The sequence below is a fragment of the Dysgonomonas sp. Marseille-P4677 genome, from assembly GCF_016652235.1.
Lineage (GTDB): Bacteria > Bacteroidota > Bacteroidia > Bacteroidales > Dysgonomonadaceae > Dysgonomonas.
Genome location: NZ_JAEPKU010000061.1, coordinates 1 through 23,674, shown reverse-complemented (window position 1 = coordinate 23,674; position 23,674 = coordinate 1). Strand labels below are relative to the sequence as shown.

22 protein-coding genes and 1 pseudogene are annotated in these 23,674 nt (G+C 34.5%); all 23 read right to left on the bottom strand.

From position 1 onward, the window contains the following. Nucleotides 1–894, bottom strand: a pseudogene (locus JGH11_RS11570) (hypothetical protein); the annotation flags it as partial. Then, a complete protein-coding gene (locus JGH11_RS11565) occupies nt 881–1,966 on the bottom strand; it encodes a hypothetical protein (RefSeq protein WP_201111871.1) in 1,086 nt (361 codons plus the stop codon). The pseudogene JGH11_RS11570 and the gene JGH11_RS11565, both read right to left, overlap by 14 nt. Continuing rightward, on the bottom strand, nt 1,963–3,108 hold the full coding sequence (locus JGH11_RS11560; RefSeq protein WP_201111868.1) for a polysaccharide pyruvyl transferase family protein: 1,146 nt from the start codon (nt 3,106–3,108) through the stop codon (nt 1,963–1,965). The genes JGH11_RS11565 and JGH11_RS11560 overlap by 4 nt, the downstream gene beginning before the upstream one ends. Nucleotide 3,109: 1 nt before the next feature. Then, complete coding sequence (locus JGH11_RS11555) at nt 3,110–4,093, bottom strand: glycosyltransferase family 2 protein (RefSeq protein ID WP_201111866.1); 984 nt, start codon at nt 4,091–4,093, stop codon at nt 3,110–3,112. Between the two features lie 56 nt (nt 4,094–4,149). Further along, complete coding sequence (locus JGH11_RS11550) at nt 4,150–5,292, bottom strand: glycosyltransferase (RefSeq protein WP_201111864.1); 1,143 nt, start codon at nt 5,290–5,292, stop codon at nt 4,150–4,152. Continuing rightward, complete coding sequence (locus JGH11_RS11545) at nt 5,289–6,401, bottom strand: glycosyltransferase (protein ID WP_201111862.1); 1,113 nt, start codon at nt 6,399–6,401, stop codon at nt 5,289–5,291. The genes JGH11_RS11550 and JGH11_RS11545 overlap by 4 nt, the downstream gene beginning before the upstream one ends. Further along, nucleotides 6,386–6,877 carry a S24/S26 family peptidase gene (locus JGH11_RS11540; protein ID WP_201111860.1) on the bottom strand — a complete coding sequence of 164 codons (492 nt, stop codon included), beginning with the start codon at nt 6,875–6,877 and terminating at the stop codon, nt 6,386–6,388. The genes JGH11_RS11545 and JGH11_RS11540 overlap by 16 nt, the downstream gene beginning before the upstream one ends. Nucleotides 6,878–6,882: 5 nt before the next feature. Beyond that, nucleotides 6,883–7,752 carry a hypothetical protein gene (locus JGH11_RS11535; RefSeq protein WP_201111858.1) on the bottom strand — a complete coding sequence of 290 codons (870 nt, stop codon included), beginning with the start codon at nt 7,750–7,752 and terminating at the stop codon, nt 6,883–6,885. A 26-nt stretch (nt 7,753–7,778) separates the two neighbouring features. Then, the gene (locus tag JGH11_RS11530) at nt 7,779–8,876 is read right to left on the bottom strand and encodes a nucleotidyltransferase family protein (protein ID WP_201111856.1); all 1,098 of its coding nucleotides are present in this window, start codon (nt 8,874–8,876) and stop codon (nt 7,779–7,781) included. Then, the gene (locus tag JGH11_RS11525; protein WP_201111854.1) at nt 8,876–9,145 is read right to left on the bottom strand and encodes a PqqD family protein; all 270 of its coding nucleotides are present in this window, start codon (nt 9,143–9,145) and stop codon (nt 8,876–8,878) included. The genes JGH11_RS11530 and JGH11_RS11525 overlap by 1 nt, the downstream gene beginning before the upstream one ends. Before the next feature lie 84 nt (nt 9,146–9,229). Next, nucleotides 9,230–10,201, bottom strand: coding sequence for a hypothetical protein (locus tag JGH11_RS11520; RefSeq protein WP_201111852.1), 972 nt, complete (start codon nt 10,199–10,201; stop codon nt 9,230–9,232). A 27-nt stretch (nt 10,202–10,228) separates the two neighbouring features. Next, a complete protein-coding gene (locus JGH11_RS11515) occupies nt 10,229–10,405 on the bottom strand; it encodes a hypothetical protein (protein ID WP_201111850.1) in 177 nt (58 codons plus the stop codon). A 67-nt stretch (nt 10,406–10,472) separates the two neighbouring features. Next, nucleotides 10,473–12,863, bottom strand: coding sequence for a GumC family protein (locus tag JGH11_RS11510; protein ID WP_201111848.1), 2,391 nt, complete (start codon nt 12,861–12,863; stop codon nt 10,473–10,475). Between the two features lie 21 nt (nt 12,864–12,884). After that, nucleotides 12,885–13,616, bottom strand: coding sequence for a polysaccharide biosynthesis/export family protein (locus JGH11_RS11505; RefSeq protein ID WP_201111846.1), 732 nt, complete (start codon nt 13,614–13,616; stop codon nt 12,885–12,887). Between the two features lie 58 nt (nt 13,617–13,674). After that, nucleotides 13,675–14,880 carry a DegT/DnrJ/EryC1/StrS aminotransferase family protein gene (locus JGH11_RS11500; RefSeq protein ID WP_201111844.1) on the bottom strand — a complete coding sequence of 402 codons (1,206 nt, stop codon included), beginning with the start codon at nt 14,878–14,880 and terminating at the stop codon, nt 13,675–13,677. After that, entirely contained in the window at nt 14,881–15,507 is a 627-nt protein-coding gene (locus tag JGH11_RS11495; protein ID WP_201111842.1) for a NeuD/PglB/VioB family sugar acetyltransferase, read from the bottom strand. It lies immediately after the preceding gene. An 84-nt stretch (nt 15,508–15,591) separates the two neighbouring features. Continuing rightward, nucleotides 15,592–16,221: a sugar transferase gene (locus JGH11_RS11490; RefSeq protein WP_201111833.1), complete on the bottom strand. Its 630-nt coding sequence runs from the start codon at nt 16,219–16,221 to the stop codon at nt 15,592–15,594. Next, entirely contained in the window at nt 16,211–17,308 is a 1,098-nt protein-coding gene (locus JGH11_RS11485) for a glycosyltransferase family 4 protein (RefSeq protein WP_201111831.1), read from the bottom strand. Before JGH11_RS11485 ends, JGH11_RS11490 begins: the two co-directional genes overlap by 11 nt. Continuing rightward, nucleotides 17,308–18,408: an EpsG family protein gene (locus JGH11_RS11480; protein ID WP_201111829.1), complete on the bottom strand. Its 1,101-nt coding sequence runs from the start codon at nt 18,406–18,408 to the stop codon at nt 17,308–17,310. Before JGH11_RS11480 ends, JGH11_RS11485 begins: the two co-directional genes overlap by 1 nt. Nucleotides 18,409–18,423: 15 nt before the next feature. Next, nucleotides 18,424–19,344 (bottom strand): glycosyltransferase family 2 protein, encoded by a 921-nt coding sequence (locus tag JGH11_RS11475; protein ID WP_201111827.1) that lies wholly within the window; start codon nt 19,342–19,344, stop codon nt 18,424–18,426. Beyond that, the gene (locus JGH11_RS11470; protein WP_201111825.1) at nt 19,305–20,399 is read right to left on the bottom strand and encodes a glycosyltransferase; all 1,095 of its coding nucleotides are present in this window, start codon (nt 20,397–20,399) and stop codon (nt 19,305–19,307) included. Before JGH11_RS11470 ends, JGH11_RS11475 begins: the two co-directional genes overlap by 40 nt. Before the next feature lie 43 nt (nt 20,400–20,442). After that, complete coding sequence (locus tag JGH11_RS11465; protein WP_201111823.1) at nt 20,443–22,377, bottom strand: nucleoside-diphosphate sugar epimerase/dehydratase; 1,935 nt, start codon at nt 22,375–22,377, stop codon at nt 20,443–20,445. Nucleotides 22,378–22,415: 38 nt separating this feature from the next. Continuing rightward, entirely contained in the window at nt 22,416–22,934 is a 519-nt protein-coding gene (locus JGH11_RS11460) for a UpxY family transcription antiterminator (protein ID WP_201111821.1), read from the bottom strand. Nucleotides 22,935–23,674 lie beyond the last annotated feature (740 nt).

Below are 23,674 nucleotides of genomic sequence, written 5' to 3'. Positions count from 1 at the left end.
ATGCTCGGTACTTTCTGTAGCGATGAGATTTCCTACACTCTCCGAAAAACTGTTTAAAGCCTGTGTGATAAGATTGTTTATATAACTCGTTATCAATGTATAATTTGAATACAAACCAACTATCGCTATACTTACAAATGAAGATATAACAATATTACCTGTCGAATGCATCAAATATCCACCCAGACTATGTAAAAATAAGGCTTTTGAGTTTGTTATTATTTTTTTTCGCGTAAGTTCGTCAACCTTATATTTTACTTTCGTTCTAATGTATGAATACAATTGATTGACCTTATAAGTAATAGCCACATTATATCCAACAATAAACAGAGATTCAATAATCAAATATAAAATATAATTTTTTGTGTAATATAGTATGGCCAATTTAGTTAAATTAAGCCCCACCTGATATATAAGGTTGATTCCTGCCAATTTATATTGTTTCTGATCTGCATTTATCAAAGACCACTTGTATGCGGCAAAATAAGGAACTATACTATTGAAAAGAAAAATAAAGAATACTACAGAAACGTACTTCAATGATTGTCCATCTTTGATAAAAACATCTAGAAACGGATATATTGCCAAGCCCATTAGTAGGATACCAAGACTAATATAGCGATATATTTTACGGTATAGTTGGACAAGTGCAATAATCCTTGGCTCATCTTTTTCTGCAAGCGGTTTGTACAAATTATATATAATACTGGTACCAAATCCGCCTTCAAGTAGCGATACCACCCCAAGAATATTAAGCAGCAATCCGTTAAGACCTAAATACTCGACACCTATATTGTCTACGAAAACTTTTCGGGTAAGAAATCCCAGAAAAGTCATCACGAGCATAACTGAAATACTGGCTATGAAATTCTTGCGCGAGTTATCTGTGCGCATATTTATTTAGCTCTTTTGAAAACTTCAATGCAATACCTTGTGCGAATGGCATAACAGAGAAAAATGTAGAATAACATCCAATACCTTTAGTGTCGCCTTGACAAAAATCTATAGCACCTGTTCGGCGAGTTTGCCTCATCAATTGCATCTCCGCACGAAAGGCAGCATCTAGAAATCGCCTATCAGAATTTATTCGGTACGCACTCACCATCAATAAACCGATAAGAGCTGTACCTGACGACTCGCATGTAATCTCTTTATTGAAAAACATAGCACCGAATCCTCCTTCATCTTTTTGATAAAGCAATAATTCTTCTGCTAAAGAAACAATACGTGTATTGAATACTCCATTGCCATTAGACTCTACAAGTCCTAATATATACCATCCAATACCACGTGCCCAATCATATATTCCTAAAGGAACATTTCGCACTATATCATACGCATGTGAAGGAATGTTGGAGCCTGTCAATTTTGCTTTGTCATATTCCTCTAGCTGTTTTATGGCAAGCTTACTTTCGCCACAAAGAAAAAGAAAAGGAACAACCATACCTATTGCATCTACGAACCTCACATTCGGGATAGTAGACCGATAGGGTATAGTCTCTTGAGTACCCTTCAAATTCATCAAGAAAGAAAAAATGGTTTCTTCAGCTTTTGGTGTTAATACTTTATTTTTCTTTAAGATGTATGCTAATAAGACTTCGTCAATATGTGTAGGATTCTTTTTCCAATCGCCTGTCTTCATATCTATTTTTTGAGCAGCACATCGAGCAGACTCGGATTCATCGAAAGCCATTAGTAAACCCGCAGTTTGCCAACTTTGTATTGTTTTGTTACGATATCTCCCACGCAGTACATCGTAAAGCACCCAATAGTTGTTATCTTTCAATTTTACAGTAGGAGGCCTATGTAACCATTTACGGGCTTTTGATTCGATTGCCTGTTGCCATTCGAGACGGTCATTCCATCTACCTATATGTATTCTGGCCTGCCATTCATAGAAAAATAAGATAAAGTCAAATGCGACAAAAATAAGAAGTATAGTAAACAACAATATAAGAACTATCATATTTCTATAATTTCTTTCCCGGCTTCAGCAGCTTTTGCCTTATATTGTTCCATATTTAAAGCATAATGATTTCTGATATCAGCCTCATGCTCGTAAATATACTGAAAAGCCATAACTAACTGGTCATCCTTTTTTAACGACTGCACTGGTATTACGTAATTATTCTCTGTTCCGAAAATATCACGTGCTATTCCTCTCGCCTTAACCGAGTAGCCAACAACCAGCGTAGGTACGCACTCTGAATATGCAGCAATACTGGCATGAGTACGCGCAGCGATGAAAAACCGGCAACGGGCTATATACCCCTTGAGTTCCGATGCAACAGCATCTTCTATCATAATCACTCTTCCAGTGTGAGCAAAGCGATTGTATAGTTTCAAAAGAGGTTTCCGGTCATCATTATGTGCCCATACTACATGTGGAATTAGTGCAATACTCATATCTGAAGTAGCTATAATATATTCTATTAGTTTGATATAGTTATTAAACGCAGAATCTTTATTCGTCTCATAACTGATAATCATAGGACTAATATTGACTCCCACCGTATTCCCTTCTTTAAAGCCTTCCGGTAAAGGCAAATCTATCCGATCTAGTTGAAATGCCGGATCGGGAAATAATGACACCTTACTCAACCCTCTTCTTTTCAAAGAATTATATGTTATACTTTCACGAGCTATTATCAGGTCGAAAGCTGCCAGATCTTCATAAATAATACCATTATTGATTGCTTCCTCTTCTATAGAGCAACCCCATAATACACTTTTTTTTCCCAGTTCTCTAACTGCACTATTAACCAATAAGATATGATTATTGATTCCATAACAATAATTATCTCCTCCTATGCTCATCATCATATCACTTTTCTTTGCAGCTTGAAGGATGGGAGCAAAAGCTAGTCTGTCGAACTTTTCCCCACTACCATTTATCCGCGCTATAAGATATCCGATAGAGAAACGATTAATTGACTTTTGGGAAGCTGACAGTTTACAACATTCGTTCAATCCATATCTGGCGTCTTCTTCCGGAGATGTCGAAAATAGCTCAAATTCAATATCATTTAAAATTTTCACTGTGGATCTTACTATTGCTTCACATCCATGATTTCCACTGCCACCATGTGGTGAAAGGATAATTTTCATATTAAAGTTTGTTTAAGTTTTCTTTTTTAGGTCTCCGTTGTATCAACCATATCAGTCGGTAAAACCTTTCGGATATAGTTATTCTCAACCAGTACGGGATGATTATTGTGTATTTATCAAAAATTCTTAAATCGTTTATAAAATCGGTACAGAAAGCATTTTTTATCTCTCTTATAGATAACTTATTACTCATCACCAAATCATAAGCAATTCCCCACAAACGATTAGACAAATATATTCGAGCATTTGAACTATCGATCTTTTTCTTCTCGAAGAAAGAACAGATGATCTTCCATTGTCTATAATTAGTAATGAAATCGCGACTATGAGCAGAGGTAGAAAGCGACCCTTCCGATAAAATCCGATAATGATAACCAGATGTGTTTATAACAAAAATATTGGTTACGTATTCCAAATATTTAAAATTAAAAATCAAATCTTCACCATACTGAACTCCGTATGGAAACCGTATTTTATTATTTTTAATTATGTCTGAATGGTATAACTTAACAACTGGCCCATATAACAAGAATTTCCGATTTAATTCGACAAAAAGATCTGAGTCTTCGTTTCCTATAACAATCTGTCCTTGAGGTACAGTATTTATTTCTATACCTGAAGAGCGGATCAGTTTCATGCCACAAACAATTAATTCTGCTTTGACTTTTTTCATTGCCTCATAGAGCCGGAGAAGATACTCACCATCGATTGTATCATCACTATCAATAAATGCGATATATGTCCCCGATGCAAGTTCTATTCCCAAATTGCGCGCGATGGATACTCCTGAATTTGCAGTATGAAACACCTTAAATCTACTATCACGACTAGCATATAAATCGCAAATCCTACTACTTTGATCGGTAGAGCCATCATCAATAAGCAAACACTCCCAATCTTTGAACTGTTGTGTAATCACAGAATTCAGGCAGTCTTCCAGATATGCTTCAGTATTATAAACGGGTATTATAACCGATATTTCCATACTCACTCAAGTTAAATATGCTATAATTAAATTCCCTTTTTGAATGAGTCACTACCTTAATTATCAATTATTCTATATATTTCATTCATTGGACGTTCTAGCGAAAAACGGTTGCCTCCTTTTATTGCTCTGGCTGTATATTTTGCTGTCAATTCTGGGTTCTCCAATATATTTCTCATCCCGTTTAACAAAGCAACATCCTCATTGTCAACGATAACACCCCATTGATTATATTCTCCAAGAAGTTGTGTCATTTCTGCACACATGACACTGACGACCGGAGTTTCCAAAATCAAGGCCTCAGCTACAACCAAACCATATCCTTCGTAACGTGATGAAAATACAAACCAATCTGCCGCTTTTATGTAAGGATATGGATTACTTTGATACCCCAATAATTTAACGATTCCTTCAAGTTTCCATTCTTGGATTAAATCTTCCAGACGTTTTCTTTCCGGACCTTCACCTACTATCCATAAATTGAGGCTAAAACCCTCAGTAACTAATTTTCCGATAATAGGAATCAATCTATCATATCCTTTTTGTGGAACTAGTCGTCCCACCGATATAAAAACCAGACCCTTTTTTTCTTTATCGACGGTGAAGAGGGAAGCCTCTTTTTTTATCTTATTGATATCTATAGGGTTATATATAACTATCGACTTATGCGAAAATAATTCTTCAACAGAACTTTGTACACTCTTTGAGACGGAAACTATTTCGTCGAAAAATGAATAACACTTGATTTGTTCGTTCATAGACCGGAATGCGATGTCTGTCCACGGATATAATTTCAAATCAATATGAACCCATGCTATTTTTTTAGTGGAGCGCCCCCCACTGACAATTCTTGTAGCATATCCTTCTATAAAAGCAATCTCAACATCAAATTTATCTCTTAAATAGAGCATCCTGAATATGTGTGGAGAAAAATTATCATATACAATAAGATTGATTTTATTATATATTTTAGCTAAAATCCAACCTACTTTTGATCGTTTTTTTTCTGCATTCTTAAGGATACTTATATATTTAATATCAGTGGGATAAAACTCATTATTAATATCTTCCTCTCTGTGATTAATAAGCGTAATATCGTATTTCCGTCTGTCGAAATTATCCAGAAATACCTGTAATACCCTCTCTGCTCCTCCACCATATAGCCCATTAACAACAAAGGCAATATCTTTCTTTTTCATCCTAACAATTCTTCTATAGGTCTCATTAATGATGAAATCTTAAAATCGTCACTTCTTATTTTTACTTTTTGGGCCAATTCAGTGAGATAATCTCGATCATATATAATCCTCTTTAATGGTTCGAGCAAAGCCATATCTTCATTTTCCACTATGACTCCATAAATGTTATCACCTAAAAGCTCTTTCATCCCTGAACATAGAGTTGTTATTACAGGGATACCCAAAATTACAGCTTCCATAACAACTGTACTATATCCTTCGCATCGTGATGAACAAACAAAGAGGTCACAAGTTACAATGTACGGATACGGGTTAGGTATAAATCCATACAGTTTTATATAATCATTCAGATTATTTTTATCAATATAATCCTCCAACGTTTGCCTCTCTGGCCCGTCTCCCAATATCCATAATTCAAAATTAAGTTCTTCGATTTTAAGTTCATTGATTACTTTCATCAATCGATCATATCCTTTTTGCTCGACAAGGCGCCCGATAGTAATCATACGAAATTTGCTTTTCGTAGGCGAAAGGACTTCTTCTTTGGACTTACTGATAATCTCGTCACGATCGATGGGGTTATAAATAGTATCCGCTTCTATACCAAACTTCATTTTAACTGATTGTTTGACAGCCTCTGAGACACATATTATTTTGTTATATTTTAAGTATGTTTTCTTCTCTTCCTCTATCGAAAAATAGACTTGACATTGAGTCCACGGATTAACTACCATATCTGTATGTACCCACGCAACCTTCCTCTTATTAGAGGAATTTGCAAGTAGTTTTGTTGCAAAACCTTCACAGAAAGCCACTTCCACATCGTTCCCTTTTGGTATAAACAGGTTATAAACTACCCATAAAGGTAGATAGAAATAGATTAAATGATATAAAACACTATATACAAATCGATTACGTGTAGTTATTAAAGGTTTAAATTTCACATATCGACTAATCTGATCCACATATACTCCGTTTGCTATTACAGTAGCTACAGTTATATCGAATTTATCCTTATTTATATTATTTATAATTGTAGATAGTGCTTTTTCTGCTCCACCAGCGGCTAGTGATTCGATAAAAAACAACACTTTTATTCTTTGTTCCATCCCTTTTGATTCTTATAAGCAAAAGCTTTAATAAAAAAGCATTTCATTTTTCTAATAAACCATAAATAGCGCTGACATATTGGCAACCATAATTTACTTTTAATAAAGAAACGACGCTTTTTGCAGTCTGTTATTTTACCATCAGGGCTAATAATATACTCTACGATACCTACTATATTCCCCTCCTCAACATGTTCTCTAACCGATGGTAGATTATCACCTTGAAATACTAATTGATTTCCATTAACTAATTTAAGACGATGTAATATATATTTATTTTCATATTCAAAAAGAGCTATACTACCAACCTGCAAATATTGCTTCTGATAAGGTATTAATACTACTTTATGCTTACCATTTAATAATGTCGGATACATACTAGTCCCTTTGATTCTCAGTTCTACCGAATTACCTGAATCAATAATATGCTTAACATTCGTAAAGAACATGTTGTTAGGAATTTCTCTCACAGCCATATAGATCAATATATTATGGAAGATGCAATCTCTGCAGCTTGCTTATTTGGGAGACACTTTAATTCGTAGACGGGCGTCTCTTTTAGGATTGAATCCGTTATCTGAATCATTTTTTCAGAAAATAGGACATCGTATGCTAAAAAAGGCGGAAAAGATGGGTATATAATTCCGATAGAATTTAACTTATCTGAGCGACTTATTTTATTCTCTGGATATTGCCTCAGTCTCACCACTGCTTTTAACGGAATTATCTCTTGTCGATAACAATGGGTTTTACCACTCCATGGAGAACCGCAAACGAATATTTTATCGTTTTTGACGCGCAACAGTGGCGAATCGTCATTCAGTAAGTAAGTATTTTCAATATATTGTAACCATAATCTGGTATGTGTACTTTTACCTGTTCCTGACTCACCTAGAAATAGAACCGCCTCCTGATCTTTAACTATGGTCGATGCATGTATTGGAAGTACTTTTTCTCTTATCATTGGCAAAGAGAACGCAATCCACATAGCATATTTGATATACATTTCACAGCTACAAGACGACATGTAAACTTTATTGCCATATGGACTGTATATAATACTTACGATTTTACAACCATTTTGCTGACGCATTTCATAGAGATATCCTTCTTTACAGATCGAAAATGAATGTTCTATATCTAATACTTTAAAACAATAAATATGGCAAATTTCTGAAAGGTAAGCAACATCTACATCCTGATCCAGATGAATAAAAATATCGATATTAGTTTCACTTTGATCATTGGTTTCAAACACGTCAAAACCTGGTAAATTAGCGACTTGCTGGATGGAACGTGCTCCGGTCAGAAGGACTTTTAATCCAGCAATTGAGTATGTCTTTCTCTTCATTTCTATTATTTGCTAATCTAAAAATTTCATCTTGGCTTTAGCAAGTAGACAAAATAACTTTTGAGTTCAGGCAGTAAAAATTCTGTAATGCTTACCTTACCCAAATATTTTTTATATATATTATTTCTGAGGAAAAAATAGCGTAATACATCGAAAACAGGAATATGTCTTTTGGTTCTTACTCTGTAACGCATAATAATTTTCAAGATAAACTTTTCAGTTGTTTTCTTTCCTCTTTCTGGATTTATGAAATAGGGTCTGAATCCAAGATTGTCAGCACATAAATAGTTGATATGACATACAAATTTTTCTAGTCCTAATTCTGTTATTTGAGAAGAAAGCAACTCACTATCAATACATTTTTCGTACTTACTGAAAAATATCATCCAGTCACACATCTGTCGAATGCTTATATCCAAACAACAAAAATGTCTGAAGGTATGGCCTATTAAAAAAAGAGCAGCCGCCTGTGGTGGTAGCTGATAAATATTATTCCATTTTATAGGCAGAAAACTATCCTCTGAGAGCATCCCTTTAAGAATGGCCTCCATTCTTTTATACAATTGGCTTTCTCTTTGAAATTCCAAAATGGTGTCGAAGAATGTATAATGATTCTCGACCGGTACACCGTCTATAATAAATGTTGAATGTTTCTTTATTTCTCTCTTTTTTTTTATTCCAAGAGATGAAAGCAAATTATTAGCAAGTTTGGGCTTATTAAAAAAATAAATATCTATATCGCCACTTTCCCTATAATATGGAACAGGATATAATTCGGATATGGTGATCCCTTTGATTATAAGTAGATTTATATCATTCTCAGATAGTAAACTCGATAATTTTGCAATAATATTATTATAATGGTCGTACCGCTCACGACCTTTCACCAGGTTTACACACCAACGCAATTTTAGGTTACGGGGCGGTTGTAATTCTTTAGGCAAGTATTGTAAACCGCTGTAGCACAACAATAACACTCCCTGCCTCACAGAAAGGTCAAACAATTGCTCCCAATCGTTACTATCTGCGTCAGTAAATACTGAAAAATAAGAATCTATCTCGTTTCTATCAATATTCTGGCCCAACCGAAGGAGTGAAAATAACATATCTGTTAGATTTGCCATTACTGTTCTATAAGCCTGTTTCGAATCAGTATATCAATCCAGTTAACAGCATCTTTAATAGCCAATTCTTTCTCTATATCAAATTCATCGACAAGAGTTTCAGCTATTTCTTCTGATGTAAACTCCTTATTCTCATATATTCTCCATAATAAAAGAGATGTATCATTGAACGACACTATTTTGGTGGTGTCAACGCCATATGTACCTTGTAAAAGAATAATATTTTCTCCTCCCACAAATTGTACTTTAAAACCTTTACGAATTCTCATTTTAATAAAATTAGATAGAATTATAAAGGATCACAATTCTATAGAAGCAAATGTGATCCTTTATATGTGGAATCAGGGTAATTCTTATTCGACAATTTTTTTATAATCGAAATTCAAAATATTTAATCCGGCCGGATTCAATTTTGACGCTGATGCACTACCCTCTAGTTTCAATTGTAATACTCCCGCCAAATCATAGAAACAAATACTTGCTTTATAGTTGAAAGCGTCTTCGGTAGGATGAGCAAATATTGGAATAGCAAAAGAGCCTAATAATTTATACTCATCCATCAGATCTTTTATAGTACGCTCTTGCATATTCATAGTAGTAGAAATAATATTTGTTTTCTCACCTACGCCTAATATACATTCATTCAGATCCTCAACGGAGGAAGTTGGACTTAACAAATTCAGATCAAACTCTATTTTTTTATAAAAAGGAGTTGAACCTATTGCTTCAACCACAAATACTACCCTATTGATGATCCTATTCAAATACTCTAAATCTTGAGGATTTCTTAGACTAACCCGACCTTCAATCATACTAGCCAAATGATAGAATTGAACTAATTTAGAAGCTGTTTTATCTTCAGCATCAAACTTAAAGGGCATTGCCACCATAGGACAATACGAACCAAATATAGCCGAATTATTAGTTATGCCATCTTCTGTTATTACAAGATTGTCTCTTTCTATAACAAGAATATGGCCATTTTTCAATGTCGTTTCTGCTTTTTTAGGAATATAGTATGCTCTATAGACCTGATTACCTTGCCCAGATTTTAATCTTCCGGTAAATTCAGCCGAACTTTTAGGGGTTTCAGCCGCATAAGAGAATAGTTGATCTACACCATCAACATCAAGTATCCTTACTTGATCATCAATATTCCAACTAGTAGCTCCTCCGGGAGCGACTATACTTTTGGGATTCCCAGATTGAGTACCGATTGTTACATTTACATAACCATCCGAAGAGGTCTCAATTTCGTCACTTCCCGAACACGACCATAAACCGATTATCAATACCAATGCGGCAAATATTACTTTTTTCATCATTTTTTCTGTTTTGTAGTCATACTTAAGTTAAAAATCTCCCATTGTACTACCTCCATCTCCATTACCGAAGCTATTTGTAGTAAAATCATTTGCAGCTCCTTTTATTTCCACAGACATAGCAAAGCCTTCTTCCACATCTACCTCAATAACTTCTATAAGAGGAGATATATACTCTTTTCTTACTTTTTTCTCATTGTTTCTCATTTTTCTTTTTTTTAGTGTTAATATTATACGTAAAATGATTGAATCTGATTTGATTATAAATTACAGATCACTTTTTATCATGTTCAACATAGCCATAACCATAGCCATAACCATATCTTTGCCCACAAGAGTTTATGCCATAAATTGACTTTTTATTGAAGCTGACAGCGTTTAAAATAAGCATTACCGATTCTAAACTACCTTCCTTAACTATATCATTCAAGGTATCCAGAGTAGAGAACTTGGTGTAGTCTGATCTTACAATATATAAAGTACAATCAGCGTATTTACTAATAATAAATCCACTGGAAACCATTAAAAGTGGAGCAGAATCAATTATAATATAGTCATATTCATTGCGCAATCCATCCAAAGTTTTCTCAAACAATGGAAGAGATAGTAATTCGCTCGGATTTAAAGGCATAGGACCTGCAGGGATGATATCTAGATTTTGAGTACTCTCATGAGTGCTTATGACTTGATGTATGTCTTCCACCGTTCCTGCCAAATATGTAGATAGCCCCATTTTATCACTACTTATTCCTAGATATTTGCTAAGTGCCGGCTTATGTAGGTCTGCTCCGACCAATAAGACTTTTTTCCCTAAATATGCTAAGGACAAAGACATATTAATAGATACAAAACTTTTTCCCTCCCATGGGACAGAGGAAGAAACCTGAAGAACTAAACCTCCTTGTTTTTTCTTTTTAATAGCAAAGTTATCCAATTTGGTTCGCAACATACGGAAACTCTCGGTAAGGGGATCACGCCCCATAGCCGTTATTATATGGGCTTTCATCGGAGATTTTCTATTCTTCAAGGCAGAAGGAATAACTCCTAACAACGGAATGTTAGTTCGCTCAGCAATATCTTTTTCAAAAAGAATCTTACTACGAAATACGTTCATGATCAGTATAATAGTTGAAGGTACCAGAACTGCTATAATTAATGCAAGTACATAAATATCCCCCCCCTTGGGATATATTGGAAAATTAGGTCCAAAAGCTTTATCTACAACATATGCCTGGTTAGACAACGACGATAACATAAGTAATGCTTCTTCTCTTTTCTGTTGTAAAAGAATATAAAGCGGTTCTTTTACTTGTTGTAAACGTGACATTCGCGTTAGAGCCAGTTGCTTGGAAGGCATGGCAACTAAGTCGCGCTGATTTAAATATTTTTGTCTGGTGGTAGATTGTAACTGAAGTTTATAACCAGCTTCCAGATTATCTATTGATTGCTTAATATTTCCCCTCAAAGCAATTAATAAATCGTTAATCACCTGAACTCTAGGATTGTTTTCGCTAGATACTGCTAACAACTGATTTCTATCAACAATGTATTGATTATACTGTGAAATTGAGGAATTTAGAGTACCATCAGTAATTCCTATATTAGCGGGAATAAGCTCAAAAACATTATTGTCAAAGGATTTTTTTATATTAGCTAAAAGATTGAGTTGCAATTGTAGTTCATTCGAACGTTCTTTATATCCATGATCCGAGGTCATTGCCAGTTGAGATTGCGATCCGAGGTCAACTAATTCATTTGCTGTTCGGTATTTGGCAAACGACCCTTCAACTTCTTTCAGTTCATCCTCCAATCCCATGATGCGTTCGTCAAGAAATGATATTGTTCCTAGAATACTCTGACTATCGTTTTCCTTAGTCAGAATATTATATTCATCTACTAACATATTCAGAATATCCTCTATTCGTTTAGGCTCTCTTCCTTTTAATGAAATAGTCAATGCATCTGGTGGTTGAACCGAAGAGATTATTTCTAAAGATCCGCTTAATGATCTTGCTGCATTCTCTACCCCTGAACGAGTGATACGCATCTGACCTGTCAGTTTGGAAATATCGATATTTTCTTGTGCGGTTATATTGAAACTGCCTATCGATGTGTTAATAATCTCTCCAAAATTAATTTTTTTGACAAATAATGATGCAGGTTCGTCATTGATAAACAATGAGTCTATAATTATTTCTTTTCCTCCGGAAAATGTTATTTCCAGATTGATATTCGTCTTTTCATAATCTGCTTTAGGACTAAATGAGAACTCAATAGGAGAGTCCTTATATAGCTCTGTATCAATAAAGCGACCTATACTAAAATACCTCACATTAAAGTTGCCGAGTTCGACAACTCGGCTCATCAGCTTTGTCGATTTGAATATAAATATCTGATTGTCGGAATTTGATTTATTTCCTACGCCTAGAGTATTAGATACTAATTGATAATTATCGGTATATTGAGTTTGCTGATTCTTGAGAACCACTGTAATATTCTTTTTATAGATTGGTGTAGTATACCGAATATAAAAATAGGCTCCCATCAGACATAATAGTATAGACACGAGAAATACATACTTCATATTCCATAGAATAATACCGATTCTACGAAAATCTACTTTTATAACTCCTCCCTTTTCGTTCAAAAATTCTCTATCAGTCATGTTTTTCTCAAAATGTTTTTATTAATTTAGAATCAAAGCTATTGTTGATATCACTATTCCTATAGTAGAAGCAATCAATGGAATGATAGAAGATTGACTCGATCCTGAAAATGAACGAGAAGAAGTAGGTGCTACATAAATAACATCGTTCTGACACAAGTAAAAATGTGGAGATGATAGGATATCTGATTTTCGAAGATCAATTTTAATATGTTCGTAAGTACCATTTATCTCACGGATTAGTAATACATTATCTCTTTTTCCTCCAAGAGTGAGATCGCCTGCCAAACCCAAAGCTTGCAGGATTGTTGTTCTTTCACTTGGCATAACATAAGTACCCGGAGTACGTACCTCTCCTAAGATTGTTACTTTATAATTCACAAAAGATGTATTAACTACAGGTTTCTTCACATCTTTGGATATCATTGCGGTAAGCCAATTGGATAGTTCCCGCAGAGTAAGTCCTTCCACTTTTAGTCTTCCCAATATAGGAAAAGTAATATTACCTTCTATATCAACTGAATAAACAGACGGATCACTATTATAAGGCGCAACAACATCTTTGTTCAAAGCTGAGACAATAATGTTAATCATATCGTCTTTTTTTATCTTCGGCTCGTAATTATGATAAGCTTTAAGATTTTCTCTCCCAACCTTGTCAATATCCTGAAAATAAACAACATTTCTGGACGAACAAGAGCTAAGTAAAATGGCAATAAGTATTCCTATTAATAATTTAGATAGAATTTCCATAATTCATTTTTATAATTTATCCGTTTAAATTTTTAGAAGAAAGTATATAAGTGGTTATCTATATATGTTTTATCTCGTTGATCGAAGTAAGACCGACTTGCCTGCTTAATTTTTCTGTTCCTTTATCGCATATGTATTTTTTCAACTCTGTCACGACTTTTTCTACATCTTTATTTGTTAATGCAGGGCTCGAAGGTAAACAGAGTCCATTACGGAAAAGCCGCTCAGATGTACCATCAATATATGCAGGACACGAATCGAATACAGGTTGCATATGTAACGGTTTCCAAAGTAGGCGTGATTCGATATCAACAGAATCCAAATACAAGCGAATATCATTTACAGTTACGCCTAATACTGTATCGTCAATAATAATACAGGTCAGCCAATAGTTAGAATTAAACATCTTGTCTCGACATTGCATAACATATACACCTTCTACATCGGCAAATAATTCCGAATATAGGGAGTTAATCTCTCGTCTTCGAGACAAAAACTGAGGTAATACTTCCATCTGCCCCCGACCTATTCCTGCACAAATATTACTTAGTCTATAATTGTAACCTATCTTTTCATGATAATAATAAGGCCTGTTTTCTTTTGCCTGAGTGGCAAGAAAAACAGTCTCCTTTGCCTGTTCGGCTCTTTTACAAATTAGAGCACCTCCACCCGAAGTAGTTATAATTTTATTCCCATTGAAGGACAACACCCCAAATGCTCCAAAAGTGCCACATTTACGCCCCTTATATTCAGATCCTAACGCCTCTGCGGCATCTTCTATTATTGGGATATTGTATTGTGATGCAATAATAAGAATCTCATCCATTTTTACAGGCATACCATAAAGATCTACTATTATAATTGCTTTGGGATATTTTCCCGTCTTCATTTTTCTGTCAAGAATAGCTTTCTCCAGTAGTATAGGTGAAATATTCCATGTATCAATTTCGCTATCTACAAATATGGGCATAGCACACTGATATACAATGGGATTAGCAGATGCAGAGAAGGTAAATGACTGACATATGACCTCATCTCCAGCACCTATTCCTAATTGGATCAAAGCCAGATGAATGGCAGCTGTTCCGCTACTAAGGGCTACAACATGACATTCCTGATTAAGAAAACTCTCAATATCTTTCTCAAATCCTGTTACATTTGGCCCTAATGGAGTCACCCAATTTTTTTCAAAAGCATCATTAATATACTGCTGTTCGCTACCACCCATCTGAGCGATAGACAACCATATTTTTTTTGATTCCATTTACTTGATTATTTTAGCTGGTACTCCTGCTACGGTTCTTCTCGACTCGACGTCCTTTGTCAGCATTGCTTGACCTCCTATGGTACTGCAACTCCCTATTTTTATTTTTTGTATAGAACAACATCCTATACCCAAATTAGCTTTCTCTTCTATTTGTGTAAATCCAGCAAGATTAACACCGGGAGCCAACGTGCTGAATTGTCCAATTATAACATTATGCCCAACCGAGCATCCGGCATTAATGGTTACAAAATCACCTATTTCGGTCTCAAAATCGACTAAACTATTCGGATAGATTAAAACTCCATGACCGATCTTCACTCCTTTTGACAACCAGGTATTAGGGGATATAAAATTGGGATATTCTACTCCGTAAGGTTTCAGTTTTTCAGCGACTGCTTCTTTCGCAACCGGGGAGCTTATAGCTATAACTATACATAATTCATCTGTTGTATTTGATTGTAAATAGTCTATGTCAAATATTGGTAGTCCACAAAATTCTTTTCCCACTTTACTTATATCCTCATCGATAAAACCCAGAAGATTATATTCACTATCAAACATTTCTATATTATATACAATGAATTTGCCAAGGTCGCCAGCCCCAAAAACAATTAAGTTTCTCATGTAATTTTATTGTATTGTGTTCTGTATATTATTCCGTTTTATATTAGATCCTTTGATACATAAAAAAGATCTTTACATAGCTACTTATTGCAAATCTGAACGAGATTGCTGACAATATATATCGAAAGGAATCATTGTTATACTCTTATGAGAGTTAATCCCATCCCGAATCACTATTTTTTGTATTGTCATCCATATAATCTTGATATCTAATTTAAAATTCAAATTCTTGATATACCAGATATCGTATTCAAATTTTTGCTCCCATGAAATAGCATTACGCCCATTTACCTGTGCCCATCCTGTTATTCCCGGTCGCACTTTATGCCGACAAGCCTGTTGAGGCGTATATAATGGAAGATATTCCTTTAATAACGGGCGTGGACCGATAAAGCTCATATGGCCGAATAACACATTTATCATCTGTGGAAGTTCATCTATGGATGTCGACCTTACAAATCGCCCCAGTTTATGAATCCTCTCCGAATCGGGCAATAACCGTCCATCGTTGCCCCGCTTATCATTCATTGTTTTGAATTTAACTATTCTAAATACTTTGCCATCCTTTCCCGGCCTACACTGAAAAAAGAAAGGAGTACCATAATTGGATATGGCTAAGAGTATTCCTATACATAACAATAGAGGTAGCAATAGAACAAGCCCGACAATAGCACCTACGATGTCAAAAATCCGTTTAAGAAACTTATGATACATTTTGATAAAATTGTAATAATGCATTCCATACATTCTGTTGCGAGAATTTCTCAGCAATATGTACTCTGGCATTCATACCCATTTTCTTTCTTAACGTAGCATCTTCCGCTAGCAATTTCATAGCTTCATAGAGTTGATCTATATTATGAGGTTCGATGAGCAATCCGGTCACTCCATTGATAATAATCTCATTGCATCCACAAATATTCGTTGCTATAGAAGGAAGCCCCATAGCTCCGGCCTGAATAGGAGTATTGGGGAAGCCCTCCCGGTGAGAGGGAAATACGAAAACATCCGCATCTGCAAGATATGGGCGAATATCATCTTTAAATCCGACGCTTATTACCCCATTCCCTTGCCTGATCCATTCCATGCAACTATCGCTCAATGGATTCAGCTCCTGTTCAAAAGGACCAACAAGGATCAACTCTGCATTATCCAACCGTTGAAAAGCTTCTTTTAATTCTTCTATCCCTTTATCGCGTACAATTCTCCCAACAAAGACAAAACGTGTAACAGTATTATCTGACTCTTTAAAAGCGGGCTTAAAATATTCTAAATCTACACCATTGATATTACCGTTGGCTAAAACGTTCGATAACTTGTAAGCTTTACAATTATTTATGAGTTTTTTTCTTATACCTTCCCCTTCCGGAATAACATATGTGGCAGCAATACAAGTCAATCGATCCATTGTTTCAAGTAATTTACTCATATATCCTTTCTCCCAAGGAAAAATAAGCCCTGTAAATGTATGTATTCTCACAGGCACTCTCGCAAAGCGGGCCGCAACCATAGAGAGTAATCCTGCCTTAGGAGTCAATGAATGCACTATATACGGCTTCTCTTTGCGAAAAAGCATATATAGATTAATTAGAGCAATCAAATCCCTAAATGGTGAGATCCTACGTTCTATACGAAGCTCAATTGTACGTATTTGTTCGCGATCTGATATTTTCTTATGCATATCTTTGTCCGGTGACGCAACTCCTACGACTTCATAGTAATTATTTAAAAATCGAAGTTGCCCGCGCAATAATATATCAAGTGAAATAGGTGCAGCCGCCACACGCATTATTTTTTTCATCAACTCAGAAATACTAGGTAAAACGTGTATAAGTATGAAATCATCACAATATACCCAATCTTTATAGGCTGATCATCCCAGAATTTTTTCATAAAGAATGGATACATCAATACTAATGGGATTAGAAACCAGGATATTTGTGCAAATCGATTTGAAAAACTGGCTCTGATTACAATAATCCAAAATGCATTGGTTATTAAATAGATATTAAATAACCATATATAAAATTTATCTGTATATTCCTTTTCGACTATAAAGTAATATCCAACTGCAACAGGGATTGCACTATATAATAAAAAATCCCATCTGAAACCGGTATAACTAAAAGTATCCTCAGTATTATTACCTGAAATATAACTTGCAAAGCGGTCATCCCCTATCAAATTGCTACTTGCTAATAGGTCTGCAACTAAATTGCCCGCGACAAGCGATACAAGAATACAACCCAACCAGATATGAAGATATACTCTAGAGTCTTTAAAGAAAAATGCGATCCCGGCTGCAACAAGTAAGAGATACAAAGATTTATGTATTCCTAATCCCAAAACAGACAATATTACCATTATAGTAATATTCTTTCTAAAACTTAGAGCTAGAATTATTATTGAAGCAGCCATCCCATTACGAATGCCGTTAACTCCGTAACTCCAAAACGTGAACATTCCCATTACGACTATAAATGGTATCAAATAATCTTCTCTGAAAATACGTTTAAATGCCCACCATAATCCCCCTACATATATAGTTGCACAAAATAAAAAGAACATGTGAATATCGCTATATTTTGCAAACCAGTACATTATGGTGTTGAAAACCCATTCTCCGTCTTTGAATATTTGGAATGGAACAATATCCATTTGCAATCTATAAAATGACTGCGCATAGTTTACAGTATCTCCAAAAACAAACGAAATGGGACGCAATCCCATATATAAAATTACTCCGGTGATAACGACATATCCAATGATAGTATTTACTGCTCTTGTCTCCGGTTTAAATAACCTGCCTGAAAAACTTTCGAAAACAGCAACTACAATTAAAGCGAATACCAAATAGTTAAAATAATCAGTATATAAATATATAGGGATACTATCTGTCATATTGGCTTTTGATTCCTATTCAAGACTCATAATTTTATTACATTTATACTGAAATAAAAGATACAGATATAATACAACGCCAAAAGGAATAGCTAGCACCGTCATAAACTTACGAGGTGATTCGGATACAAATCTGCAATTACGACAAATAATACTCGAACTAATATAATGCATCGCTTCAATAAATCTCCGTTTTCCGGACGGATGATTTTTCATAGATTCCTTCCTTATAAACGCGAATCCTCGTGGATTCTTAAAATATTGACGATACATATTCATAGAAGAACCATCTATCTGGTAATCTACATAACATAGTACCTCATTCATTGTTAATAATTCATATTTCAGATCAATAAGTTGATATTTATAACCCAGCCCAACATATTTCTCTCCCTCGAAAATAGGATATTCAGGTACACTTTTTATTATCGATGTACGATAAATTAGTTTCTTATCACCACGTCCACCTCGCATATAAAAGTCTGAGAGAGTTGTCTGAGGTGTTGTAAATTCAGTGCCAATTATCGTTCCATCAAACTTTGCATCAAGTCCCATGATTCCTGCATATTTGTCGGAACCTTCTTTTCTCCATTTATTGATAATAAGTTCTACTGAATTATCGGCAAGATAATCGTCCGAATCTATACACACATTCAATTCGGTATCTATCAGGTTGTAAGCTGTATTATGTGCGCCGTGCATTCCCTGATTATTCTGATAATGATATTCGATAGGAATTTTACGCTCAGCAATCCAACCCGTAACCAGATTACCTGTAGAATCTGTAGAACCATCATCGACTATCAGCCATTTAAAATCTGTCGAAGTCTGACGTAAAAGGCTCTCATAACACAGCTCGATTGTATGAGCACGATTATAAGCAGGTGTAAATATTGTTAGTGTAGGCTTTCTGTTATATATAGATTTTGAAGCCATTTTGCATTTTTATTTATATCAAATCCCATCTTGATAATTTCCTGTGAGCATCTCCTTCGGTTTGGATTTTTAGCCATTTGCAAAGCTTTCTCAGCCCATTCAGCCGCAGATTGATCCAGAGATAAAAAGCTTACTAATTCGGGTATAATTATTCCGTCTTTGGGTATTTTTGTTGAATTTAAAACTTTTAATCCTGAAGCCTGAGCCTCTAGTTGCGCCATTCCCAGACCTTCAAAAAGTGAAGAAAAAACGAATACGTCCATACCTTGCAACAAATCAGGCACATCGGAACGACTTCCCATAAATTTCACTTTATCTTCCAGTTTCAATCGTAATACTTTTTCTTTTACTTTGCTCTCCATATTACCCCCACTGCCTACAAGTACCAATAATGCAGAAGGTTCGCGGCTAACTATTTCTACAAATATGTCTAAAAGAAAAAGATGATTCTTGGCTGGAGAAAAACTAGATACGTTGCCTATAATCAACCGTTGTTCCCAATCATTGCTACTTCTTATTTTTTCTCTTTTTACAGAGTTGAATTCCAAAGAATTTGCATCAATTGCGTTAGGAATAAATATCGCTTTTTTCATTAATTTTCGACCAAATAACCATTTTGCCGAACCTTGCCCACAAGTGAAGTAATGTGTTAAATAAGGACGCATAGCTCGCTTAAGTATATTTCTTATGGGTTTCTTCATATCAAATCCAGAAGGTTCGCTATGAGCATGTGCCGCTATAAATTTTACACCTCGTTTATGGGCTTCTTTATATATATAATAACCTAATTCGGAACAATGTCCATGTATCATTTCGTATTCAGGATGTAAATCGAAAAAATTGGATACTGCTTCTTTATATGATAAAGTATTAAATATAGTCATTGAAGGAAATCTGAATATTTTACACCCCATACTTTCTATTTCATCTTCATAAACCCCTCTTTCCTCGCGGTGTACAATAAAATCAAAAATGACCTTAGTTCGATCTATCTTTCTAAGATAATTCATTGTCATAGTCTCAGCACCTCCTCTATTAAGGATAGTGAAAAGCATTAATATCCTGAGCGGTTTTTCAACGATATTCGTCTTCCTATTTTTATCTATATGTAATAAGCTCTTCTCCATCAAAAATCTCAAAATCAGAATTGTTGCTTTTGAATTCCGGAACAATTTGTTTCATCATTCGAACTGTACCTATGGCATCTATTTTCTTAGCATATTCCATAAGCTTTGTTACCTGAACCGACAATTTCTTATCATCTATTTTATCAGCTTGGACTATTCTTATTTTTTTATTTTTAGTCATTTGGGTAGATTCAACCTCAGTTAATAATTCTTCATATAGTTTTTCTCCTGGACGAAGGCCCGTATATTCTATTTTTATATCTTCATCCGGAATAAGGCCTGAGAGTAATATCATTTTTCGAGCAAGGTTGTCAATCTTCACCTGTTCACCCATATCAAAGATGAGTATTTCCCCACTTCTTCCCATAGTTGCAGCCTGTAGTACCAATCGACAAGCTTCGGGAATAGTCATAAAATAACGTATCATTTCTGGATGAGTAACCGTGACAGGCCCTCCGCTGGCTATTTGTTTTCTAAATAGAGGAATAACAGACCCGTTACTACCCAATACATTTCCAAAACGAACTGTGATAAATTTAGTGTAGGAAGTCTTATTATTCAAACCTTGTATACACATTTCGGCAATACGTTTTGTAGCACCCATTACACTAGTAGGGTTCACCGCTTTGTCCGTAGATATCATTATAAATTTCTCAACGTTATTAAGCTGTGAATGACGAGCAATATTTATGGTACCTCCAATGTTGGTCAAAACACCTTCGCAAGGACAATTTTCTATTATTGGAACGTGTTTATAAGCTGCTGCATGAAATACAAAATCAGGTTTATTCTGTTCAAATACATTTTTAATCTTAGTATTCGAACGAATATCACTCAGTATAAAAGTAATATCGAGATTTGGAAACTGTTTATGCATATCAAGTTCCAAATTATGTAGTGGAGTTTCAGCAATATCTAATAAGATTAACCTCTTCACTCCAAAGCGTGCCAGCTGTACGGAGATTTCGCGTCCGATAGAACCAGCAGCACCAGTTACCAATACAACCTTTTCACTTACTTCCTCGGATACAGCCTCTACATCTATTATTATCTCATCTCGTTGCAGAAGATCTTCTATATCAATGTTTTTTATTTGTTGTGTATTCGGTTTATCCAAAGGATGTATTTCGCCTCCTATCAGCATCTGTATATTATGTTCCATACATTTATAAACCAATTTGTTTCGTTCTATATTAAAATCGGTATAATTGGTAAATATTATATGGGTTATATTTTGTTTTATGGAAAGTAAAAACTTATCTAAATCCCCATCCCATGTATAAACTCTTAGTCCGGCTATTTTAAATCCCTTCTTTCGATGTATCCGGCTTAAGATCCCCACTACTCTGTATGGAATGTCCTCATTATTATTTATCTGAGATGCAAATAGTGCTGCATAATCACTATCTCCGTAAACTAACACATTATTCGTCGGTTTATTATCCCTAGATAATGAATAAATATTCACGATAAAAACACGGTAAGAGATCATAAAAAATGACGATATAAGGAAGTCCAGCATACCGCAAATAATGGCATATTCGATATTTAATATCCTTTGTTCTATGGTAACTAATGATAGCAATAAACATTTAATTATCAACAAGAAGAATATCCCATTTAGTTCCCTGAGTGTTGAAAACCTTATTATTGTTTTATACGATTTAGATAAAAAGAATAAGAGTGTAGAAACGATAACAGATAAAACTACAATGTGACCTACAGACTCCATTATGTTGTTTTTACCATGTATAAATCCAATAAGCCATAAAGCACACAGTGTGCCGATAGAAGATAGCACTAGGTCAAGGACAAATACAATACCCCGATTCAGGTAACCTAAATTACGCAGTTTATCTCTATAATATGTTGAGATAGAAAGAAAATTTCTTTTTAGTAATAACATTCTTTTTGATCTAGTATTAAGAAGGCGTTCAAACTCGTTTAATTCGCTGTTTTACTCAGCATGTCGGCATCGACTACTAATTTGAAAGTGGCAATTCCGTCAAGCTTCACAAGCATCCTGCAATTTTTTTTATCAGCACGGATCAATTCTCCTTCAATGCCTTTCAAACACCCATCAACTACTAGTACATGATCTCCCTTTTCGAATGTTTCACTCAGAGTATAATCTACATTACTTTCACAGATCAATTTAAAACTATCCATCTGTTTTTGTGGCACAACAAGCAGTCCTTTACCATCTATAGACTTCAGATATGTGATACTAATCCCATAATCATTGGCTATTGACATGCCTGTATAAAAGTCTGTATATATAAAAACAATATTAGGAATAACAGGCGCCCAGACTTCAACCGTTCGATCTTTACGTTTACGGATTTCTTTTCGAAATGGAATATAATTCTCTACTCCGAGTTGCTCCAATTTTCTTTTAATTGATTTTTCCTGATTGTGCCTTACACGAGCTGCAAACCACACATTCGATTTGTAATATAACATTTGAGGAGTTGTTAAACAGTAAAATTTGTTAAGGTATTCTATCAGTCATCATTCCTAAAGAAGAAGACTGTTGCATTTAAATATAGGAAATACTTCTTTTTATCTGAAAAAATTGATTGTTAGTTTCGATGTTGTATTTTTAATTATTTAATTAAAAAGCAAAAGCTTCGCTATTGAAAGATACAAGAGTTCTCTTCCAAAAATAAAATATTCTCAAGCTTTTCTAGAGTTTCAGAATAGCATGAATATACACATGTATAGGACAATCTTCAAATCAAAAACTTATTGTATAACTAGTTTCATGTAAATATTGCAAAAAAACATCAAACAATAATTTCATAAAGCTCCTATAAACTTAAATGAATACATCTAATAAAAAACGACCTTCTTTTTGCCTGTTTTAATTAGATGAATATTCATTGTTCAAAGATAGAGTATTTAGAAAAATAATACTGAAATAAACACACCCATGTTTTTCATGAAACACGCCAACATTTTCAGAAATTACGCCAACATTTTCAGAAATCACATTTTTCTTAAATAAAACGAGGGATTACATTAAACTTTACATAAGACATCAACTACATTGTTGAATTTTATCAACAATATTCTTTTCAATTGAATCTGCAAGCAAAGGCTTAGTATTCCATTCCTATAGTCATTATTGGAGTAAGTAACAATATTTAATTTAGGACAAAGAATTATTAATAAATTAAATAAACAGAGAGGTTATTTAATTT